Origin of the sequence: Hyphomonas sp. UBA3601 (genome assembly GCF_002375605.1) — a bacterium.
Taxonomy (GTDB): Bacteria; Pseudomonadota; Alphaproteobacteria; order Caulobacterales; family Hyphomonadaceae; genus Hyphomonas.
On the sequence record NZ_DFME01000035.1, the window covers coordinates 1 to 476 of the forward strand.

At 65.1% G+C, this 476-nt stretch carries 1 pseudogene; it reads left to right on the top strand.

The features are described 5' to 3' along the window. Nucleotides 1-476: pseudogene (locus tag B4F73_RS03985) on the top strand (tRNA (adenosine(37)-N6)-threonylcarbamoyltransferase complex transferase subunit TsaD); the annotation flags it as partial.

The window sequence follows — 476 nt, forward strand, 5'->3', positions numbered from 1 at the left end:
GGTGGGCGAAGCCTTCGACAAGACAGCCAAGACGCTGGGGCTCGGATTTCCCGGCGGGCCTGCGGTCGAGCGCCTCGCAGAGGGGGGCAATCCAGAGGCTTTTGCCCTGCCCCGCCCGCTGCTGAACAGGCCGGATCTCGATATGAGCTTTGCAGGGCTGAAGACGGCTGTTGCGCGCGCCGCGGCCGAAGACGAGATGAATGAGGATCGGATGATGGATCTCTGCGCGAGTTTCCAGACGGCGGTGACCGATATTCTCGCCACAAAGGCCGCACTGGCGCTTGAGGCGTTTGATCCGGGTGAGGATGGCACGAAACGGTTCGTCGTGGCGGGCGGCGTCGCGGCCAACAAGGCCATCCGTGCCGCACTGGACGACGTGGCCAAAGGCGCAGGTGCGCGCCTGATTGCGCCGCCGCTGAGACATTGTACGGATAATGCCGCCATGATCGCGCTGGCCGGAGCGGAAAGATTGGCGG